A 7924-nucleotide genomic window follows, 5' to 3' on the forward strand; every position below is an offset into this window, starting at 1 on the left:
GACTGCTCCTCAACCGCCGCCGCGATTGCGGCCGAAACCTCGTCCAGCCCCCGGATCGTGCTCTGGATCGAATTGATCGCATCGACCGCATCCCGAGTCGCCGCCTGTGTCGCCACGATCTGCCCGCGGATCTGGTCGGTCGCCTTGGCAGTCTGCTCAGCTAGGGCCTTCACTTCGGAGGCGACCACCGCAAAGCCCTTACCCGCTGCGCCGGCGCGGGCAGCCTCGATCGTGGCGTTGAGGGCCAAGAGGTTTGTCTGCGAGGCGATGCCCTGGATCATGGTCACGACGTCGCCGATCTGCGCCGCCTGCCCGCTCAGTCCCGCCACGATGCTTCCCGTGTGCCTGGCCTGCTCGACCGCCTCGCCGGCCATGCGCGCGGCGTGGCTGACCTGCTGGCTGATCTTCCCGACCGAGGCTGAGAGTTCCTCCGCCCCCGATGCCACGCACTGGATGTCGTTCGAGACCTGTCCGACCGTGCCGGCGGCCTCAGCGGTCTGCCGGGTGACGTTCTCGACCGCAGAGCCGATCGCATCGAGGTCCGCACCGATCGCCCGTTGCGCCTCGGCCCGGCGCTGACGCTCATGCACCTGCGCGGTGATGCTCGCGGCGAACTTCACCACCTTCAACACCGTGCCGTCGACATCCTTGATCGGGTTGTACGTCGCCTGGATCCAGACCTCGCGGCCACCCTTGGCGATGCGTCGAAATTCGCCCGCCGCGAACTCACCGCGTCCGAGGCGGTCCCAGAACCCGCGATAGGCTGCGCCAGCCTGCTCAGCGGCATCGACGAACAAACTATGGTGGCGACCTACGATCTCGTCGAGGCGGTACCCGACGGCGTCGAGGAAGTTCTGGTTGGCTTCGAGGATCGTGCCTGCAGGATCGAAGGCGATCACCGCCTGCGAGCGGTGCAGGGCGGTGATCTGACCATCGAGATCGAGGGCGCGCAGCTTTTGGGCGGTGATGTCGGCGGCGAACTTGACCACCTTGACGACGCGTCCGGCGCGGTCGAACACCGGGTTGTAGCTCGCCTGGATCCACACGGGCCGGCAGCCCTTGGCGATGCGTTTGAATTCGGCGGACTGGAAGGTGCCTCGTCGTAGGGCATCCCAGAACGCGCGGTACTCGGCGCTGTCGTGATGCGCGGCCTCGACGAACATGCCGTGGTGCTGCCCCTGAACCTCAGGCAGAGTGTAGCCCATCGCCGTCAGGAAGTTGACGTTGGCGGTGAGGATGGTGCCGTCGGGCAGGAACTCGATCACCGCCTGCGAGCGGTCGAGTGCGTCGAGTTTGGCCGCGTTATCGACGTGCGGGCGCATTCCACCGAACATGGTCATCGACTCCGAGGATCGTTGAGGCTGCTCGACGACACCCAGGTGGCCGAAGGCCTACGGTGCAGCCCACCGGCGCATCACACAGATGTGGCACCGTTAGCTGCGATACTGCATGCCAAGGGTTATTTATGGCTTAACGCCACAATATAATCGATCAATACGGCAGATTATAACCTAGATTAATCATAATGGCCTGTATTCACATACCTGTGATCGACGCGAATGCAATTTATGCGCGCTTGAACACGCCCAAGGCGCGAAGAACACCGGTCAAGGCGTCGTTACTTACGCTCGTCGGCTCGTAGCGTCCGCTGGCGCTTCCGGCGGGGCGCCCGAGCCGCCGGATCACCTCACGCTCGAACGAAACGAAGTTCTCAATGTGTCCATCGGCGGTGCGCAACGACCGGCAATCGATCTCAGCCCGGTACTTGGTGCCACCGCCGCGGTAGTTCGCGAGGTAGCTGTGGAAGCGCTCGCCCGCCGCCAGAGCGCGGTGGAACACGTCGAGCGTCTCCCGGCGGGTCTCCTTGCCCTGCATGAACCGGGGGCTGCGTCCGACGATCTCGTCGAGTTCGCGTCCGACCAGACGGCTGAAGGCGGCGTTGGCGTACAGGATTATGGGCCCAGGCGGCTCGATCATCGGATCGGTGACGACGATGCCAATCGCAGCGTCGTGCGCGAGCGCGCGGATGAGTTCGAAGGCAGTCATGACACGGCAACGCTGCAACTGTGCGGGAAGTGCACGAGCGCTATCCGCCGTCCAGTTCCCCCGCCGCACCGACCCTCACGCGACTGCCCGGCCAGGCGTCACGGGCGAGCCGGAGGGAACTGGCCCATGGTCGCCTGTCGTCGCGTGCTCGCCCGCCGCGCGCTTTGCGGTGTCGCGAACGCCTCGGGCGTGCTGACCGGAAGAAGCAGTGCCGTAGCAGGCGCAGGACGAGCTGTCGCTGGTTAGGCTCCCCTGATGCTTCGAGCGCCCAAGCACTCAGCCACATTCCGCCATGCATCGCGCTCGGGCCCTACGCTTGAGGAGGCGTCCGCGCAGTCGCGCACCCTACAACGTCGCTTAAGCTTCTGTGTTGCCCGGCCCTGTGACACCGCCTCCCGGACACATTGTGCTCTACCGGCTGTTCCCCGGGCTCTACAGCCGGAAGAACCTTATGGCCAAACTTATCCTCGTCGCGGCTTTTGCCGCCGCGCTGACGACACCTGCCTTTGCTCAGGTGATCGAGACTCCAACCAGCACGACTGTGATCGTCCCGCCAGGACCGCCAGGCGTTGTCACACGTCAACCTGGCTCGACCGGGGAGGAAGGTGCAGCAACCTACTCGCCGAGCGGTCGAGCCGCCGACGGCATCTCAGAGGACTCGGCGGCAGCTGGTAACGCGGGTCAACCCTCACGCATCGGCTCGATAGGCAGCGGTGGTGGCGGTGGCGGAAACGGTGGCGGCGGCTGATTAGTCCTAAATAGAACCTGCCCCCGTCACAGTGAATGCAGGACGGGGGCACTGCATTCTAGTCGAATATCTGGTGGCCTGCGAACGACGGTGCGCAAGACGACCGAACCAAATCCACGCGCGAGTGGTGACCCATAACGCGATGTTGGTCACCACAACTTCGAAAAGCATCCCCCCGGTGTTATTCCGATCTGAGACACCGCCACCGCCCGGCAACCTACATGTAGCGGAACCGCCCGCCTCTGATCGGCCGACTACGGCCATGTTGAAGGCAAACATCGACAGCGGTGCGACTGGCGATAAGGTCACAGCCTACGATCCAGGTCTGTCGCAGCTCGAGACCGACGATGAGGCTGCTGGTAATACCCCGTCCCACGAACGCATTGCCTTAGCTCGTAAGACCGAGGCGGCGTCTGCCAGAGTTCGAAGGGCAGCGCAGCTACACGGTCTGAACAACTGGGTCATACCCGGGTTCTGTGCCGCCATCGGGAGCATCGGCGCGATCCTAACGCTGTCGATCTGGCTTTTCTAAAAAGCTCGCGGCGCCTCGGTAACTCAAAATGGATTGTAAGATGGCCAGCCTCGATCAAACCCTACAAGTCTTCCGTGTACTGCTCGATGCCGAGCAGCCCGTGGACATCGGCGAGGCTGAGGAGGCTATTTGGGCGTACCTAAGTTCAGTCTCAGGCCTGAGCGCCCAGACGGCAGCGCTGGAGATGCTCCGGCGGGAGACTACCGCGCTGGACGGTGTCTCGCCCTTCATGCCACGCCTGATGGACGATCTTGGCCGTCATAAGAAGCGGCTGAGTGAAAAATCAGCAGCATGAGCGACCTTCGCGAATGACCCGATTGGCAGAACTTCAAGGCGATCCGGCCTTTCGACAGGCTGTGCTAGCCGTACGCGGCGCTTCCAGTACCCTGGGTGGACGAGAGGTGACAGGAGCAGAAGCCCAGTTCCTCGTCGGTATCGCACTGGCAACCTTCGCGAACTCTAGAGGCCTGAATGAGCCGAGTCTCAGTCGCCTCGCGCGGTTCCGGGACACGCTTGGACCAAGCGAGACCGTCGGTAGCCTGACGAAACATTGATGCCTGCCCCCAGAGGACTTGCCGCTGGAAACTGAGTGGCCGTTAGCTGGCGCTTGCAGTGTCCCGTTCCCCGCTGCACCGACCCTTACGCGACCGCCCGGCCAAGGCCTCACCGGCGGTCCGCGGAGGACTGGCCAACAGCGCGCCTATCGTCGCGTGCTTGCCCACCGTACGCCTTGCAGTGTCACTGATACGAATGATGGAGCAAACACGGAACAGGGCGATCCAGGATTGGTTCGCCCTACGATGGAAACCTATGTCGTCGTCCTCGCCGGGTTCGGTGTCCTGGTCCTGCTGACGGCATGGCTGCCGATGGTACTCCGAGCGCTACCGCTGTCCCTGCCCATCTGCTGTGTCGGCGCCGGTGCAGCCTTGTCCCTGCTGCCCGTAGTTGCCGGACTGCCCCTAAAGCTTTCCGAACACCTATCACTGATCGAGCATGCGACCGAGGGTGTAGTCATCATCTCGCTGATGGGGGCTGGCCTGAAGATCGACCGGCTGATCGGCTGGCGCCGCTGGGCGGTGACTTGGCGGCTGCTGGGCATCGCCATGCCGCTGACCATCCTAGCGCTGGCAATGCTCGCCTGGGCACTCCTCGGGGTCGGTGCCGCGACGGCTCTGCTGCTGGCGGCATCCCTCGCCCCGACCGATCCAGTCCTCGCCTCCGATGTCCAGGTCGGACATCCCACAGAAGGGGGCGAGGATGAGATGCGCTTTGCCCTGACCTCGGAGGCCGGCCTCAATGACGGGCTCGCCTTCCCGTTCGTCAACCTCGCCATCGTACTCGCCGGTGCCGGCAGTTTCACAGATCTGCCGCTGGAGCACTGGCTGATCATCGACGTGCTCTGGAAGATCGTCGTCGGGGCCGCGCTCGGAGGCCTGATCGGACGCGGTCTCGGCTGGCTTATCTTCCACCTGCCGAACGCCTCCAAGCTGTCTCGCACCGGCGACGGCTTCGTGGCTCTCGGGGCGACCTGCCTGACCTACGGGGTCGTACAGGTCGCTGACGGCTACGGCTTCGTCGGTGTGTTCGCTGCGGCACTCGCGCTGCGCGCCTCTCATCACAGCCATGATTACCATCAGAAGATGCACACCTACGCCGAGGAACTTGAGCGCCTGCTGATGATGGTCCTGCTCGTCGGGTTCGGGTTGGCGCTCGCGGCCGGTGGCCTACTCGATGGCCTCAGCCTCTCGGCGGTCGGCTTCGTCGTCCTCGCCCTCCTCGTCGTGCGCCCGCTCAGCGGCTGGATTGGGCTACTCGGCTCGGGATTGCCGGCCGATGAAAAGGCGGTCATCGCCTTCTTCGGCATCCGCGGCCTCGGTACGATGTACTACCTCGCGTTCGCGCTGAACCACGCGCGGTTCGAGGCGCCAGACCTACTCTGGGCGACAGCCGGGCTAACCGTTCTGGTATCCATCATCCTGCACGGGGTGACGGTGACGCCCGTGCTACGCTTTCTCGATCATCGCAGCGGGCGCGACACGCAGAGCGGTCAGGACGAGCTACCGTTCGAGCGTGGCGTTCCATGATCGCAGTCATCACGCGGCCCTGCCCCCGGCCAGCCGGTCTAGCAATCTCTGGAGCGAGGCACTGCTCGGTTTCTGAGACTCATCGACCAAGACGAACAAGGCCTCGCCTGTGACGGCAGTGTGCGGCGGTGGGTTGCTGTGCGGCTCGCCTTGGAGATCCGCGTAGCCCACCGGTGTGCCGAAGTTCTCGTTTAAGATGGCCGATACGACGTCCGCCCAGACGACATCGGTGATCTTGACGTCGAAGCGAAGGCACTCGTCACCCTCGCTGGAGAACAGGCGCTCGATGATCCATTCGGTGCCAGGCGCGACGATCGCGCGGACGATCATCTCAGGGTAGCCGCGCAGGGGCCTGACGATCGCCGAAGCCCCAGCTCGCTTCAGGCGATCCCGGTTGAGGTCGTCGACGCACTCGGCGACGATGCGCACCTTGATACCCCGCTCACGCAAGCGGTGGATGATGTCGAAGGTACGGCTGTCGGACAGGCGTTCACCCTCTTGCTCGGCCAGGATGACGAGTACTCGGGCATGATCGACACCGGCAGCCTCTAGCGCAGCGGGGTCGTCGAAGCGCCCTTTGAGTTGGACGATGAGTGGATCGTCTTCGAGGTCGGGTGGCAAGCCATCCGGGAAGGCCTCGGTCAGGATCAGGGAAGGTACGCCGGCGAAGTTGGCGTGCGAACGGTGCAGCTGGTCGAGGAGACGGCGCAGGTAGTTGACCTGACCGGCTGGCTTTGGACCGGGCTGATTGAGACGATCAGCGTGGACCAGAGGAGTTGGGGATGAAGCGAGGACAGAGGCCAAGTGCGGAGCAGGTCGTGCTGATGTTGCGCCAGATCGAGGTGCAGACGGCGCAAGGCAAGAGCATCGCCGTCGCATGCAAGGAAGCGGATGTCTCCGAGCAGAGCTACTACCGCTGGCGTAAGGAGTACGGCGGTCTGAAGGTTGATCAGGCCAAGAAGATGAAAGATCTGGAGCGCGAAAAAGCCCGGCTTCGTCGGCTTGTGGCGGATCTATCTTTAGAGAAGCAGGTTCTGGCGGACGTCGCCTCGGGAAACTTGTAGCCCCCGAGCGACGCAGGCAAGCGGTCGACGGCATCCGGGAGAAGTACAGCCTCTCGGAGCGTCACGCCTGCCGGATCGTCGGCCAGCATCGGGGTACGCAGCGCTACGTGCCCACCATGCCGGCCGACGAGGATGATCTGACCCGCGCCATCATCGCCCTGGCGTCCGAGTACGGGCGCTACGGCTACCGCCGCGTCACGGCGCTGCTGCAGGCAGCCGGCTGGCAAGCGGGCAAGGACCGGGTTCATGGTTCGACAGGCTCACCATGAGGGCATCTGGCGTCGCGAGGGGCTGAAGGTCCCCAGCCGACAGAGACCCCGCAGCCGCCTTTGGCTGAACGACGGCTCATGCGTGCGGCTGCGGCCGCTCCACCGCAACCACGTCTGGAGCTTCGATTTCGTACAGGCGCAGACACACGACGGCCGGAGCCTGCGCATCCTGACGCTGATCGATGAGCACAGCCGGGCGTGCCTCGCCTTGAAGGTGGCGCGGCGCATCAACAGTCTCGGCGTAATCGAGGCCCTGGCAGAGGCAATGTGCCTGCACGGCATCCCGGAGAACATCCGCTGCGACAATGGTCCCGAGATGATCGCGAAGGCGTTGCGCAAATGGGTGGCCAAAACTGGTTCGCAGATCCAGTACATCACGCCAGGATCACCGTGGGAGAACGGGTATTGTGAGAGCTTCAACGGCAAACTTCGTGACGAGTGCCTACGCCAGGAGATCTTCTACTCGCTGAAGGAGGCGCAGATCGTGATCGGTCTATGGCAAACTACGTACAACTGAATCCGACCGCATTCGTCGCTGGGCTATCAGCCGCCCGCGCCCGTCAGCTACCCGGATCTGGCTTTCCGGCTACCCATGGCCGCTACCATGCAGTAACCTCGCAACTGGCCCGGTCCAAAATACCGGTCAGGTCAGCGGTTACGGACCTCCGACTGCACAAGTTGGGACACAGCTCTGCTTCCGATCAGGGCCAGGGCAGACTTCGGCTCGCAGTCGCTTGCCCCCTCCCCCGAGGCGACGGTGAACGGCACACCACCTTCACATAGGATAGAGGCGGATTCTAATCTATGTTGTAGATGCTTTGCCCTCGCTTCCCGATCCGATCACAGGCTGATGGCGTGTGGCACATGCCACTCACCGACCAAGTCGAGTGAGGCGAAATAGATCACCCTCCCGTCCTCATCGCGCACCCGAACCGAATAGGTGCGACGATCCCGGTCCGGGGACTTGTTCCGCGCCATATCCGGGAGGGCATCCAACGCCTCAATGCGCGCGGCATCGAGGCTGGGCAATTCGATGCCCTCGTCGTCCTCATGGCAGAAGAGGCTGTCGTCGGTGTCGAAGAAATAATGCGGCATGAGATATCCGGCCTCGCTCAGGCGGGAGCACTCGCATCTCTCAGCCGCTGACGCCCAAATGTTCGATCAGCGATGTGTCTGGTTCT

The 7924-nt window shown here is 63.6% G+C and carries 6 protein-coding genes and 1 pseudogene; 3 read left to right on the forward strand and 4 right to left on the reverse strand.

The features are described from left to right. Positions 1 to 1334: methyl-accepting chemotaxis protein (locus MKL09_RS20770; protein WP_244023288.1), on the reverse strand; the 1334-nt coding region annotated here is incomplete at its 3' end. Between the two features lie 232 nt (positions 1335 to 1566). Continuing rightward, positions 1567 to 2046 carry a PAS domain-containing protein gene (locus MKL09_RS20775; protein ID WP_244023289.1) on the reverse strand — a complete coding sequence of 160 codons (480 nt, stop codon included), beginning with the start codon at positions 2044 to 2046 and terminating at the stop codon, positions 1567 to 1569. 1320 nt (positions 2047 to 3366) lie between these two features. On the opposite strand from MKL09_RS20775, the gene MKL09_RS20790 reads away from it, so the two are divergent. Both MKL09_RS20790 and MKL09_RS20795 read left to right on the forward strand, forming a co-directional pair. After that, complete coding sequence (locus tag MKL09_RS20790; RefSeq protein ID WP_244023291.1) at positions 3367 to 3621, forward strand: hypothetical protein; 255 nt, start codon at positions 3367 to 3369, stop codon at positions 3619 to 3621. Between the two features lie 505 nt (positions 3622 to 4126). Beyond that, positions 4127 to 5410 carry a cation:proton antiporter gene (locus MKL09_RS20795; RefSeq protein WP_244023293.1) on the forward strand — a complete coding sequence of 428 codons (1284 nt, stop codon included), beginning with the start codon at positions 4127 to 4129 and terminating at the stop codon, positions 5408 to 5410. A gap of 9 nt (positions 5411 to 5419) precedes the next feature. Here the strand turns inward: MKL09_RS20795 and MKL09_RS20800 are convergent, their stop codons facing one another. Continuing rightward, positions 5420 to 6214 (reverse strand): NAD-binding protein, encoded by a 795-nt coding sequence (locus tag MKL09_RS20800; protein ID WP_244023295.1) that lies wholly within the window; start codon positions 6212 to 6214, stop codon positions 5420 to 5422. Between MKL09_RS20800 and MKL09_RS20805 the strand changes: the two are divergent. Then, positions 6193 to 7356: pseudogene (locus MKL09_RS20805) on the forward strand (IS3 family transposase). The gene MKL09_RS20800 and the pseudogene MKL09_RS20805 sit on opposite strands and share 22 nt — an antisense overlap. A 227-nt stretch (positions 7357 to 7583) precedes the next feature. Here the strand turns inward: MKL09_RS20805 and MKL09_RS20810 are convergent. Then, the gene (locus MKL09_RS20810) at positions 7584 to 7838 is read right to left on the reverse strand and encodes a DUF6894 family protein (protein WP_244023297.1); all 255 of its coding nucleotides are present in this window, start codon (positions 7836 to 7838) and stop codon (positions 7584 to 7586) included. Between the last annotated feature and the right edge of the window lie 86 nt (positions 7839 to 7924).

It is taken from the genome of Methylobacterium sp. J-048, from assembly GCF_022829515.1.
Taxonomy (GTDB): domain Bacteria; phylum Pseudomonadota; class Alphaproteobacteria; order Rhizobiales; family Beijerinckiaceae; genus Methylobacterium.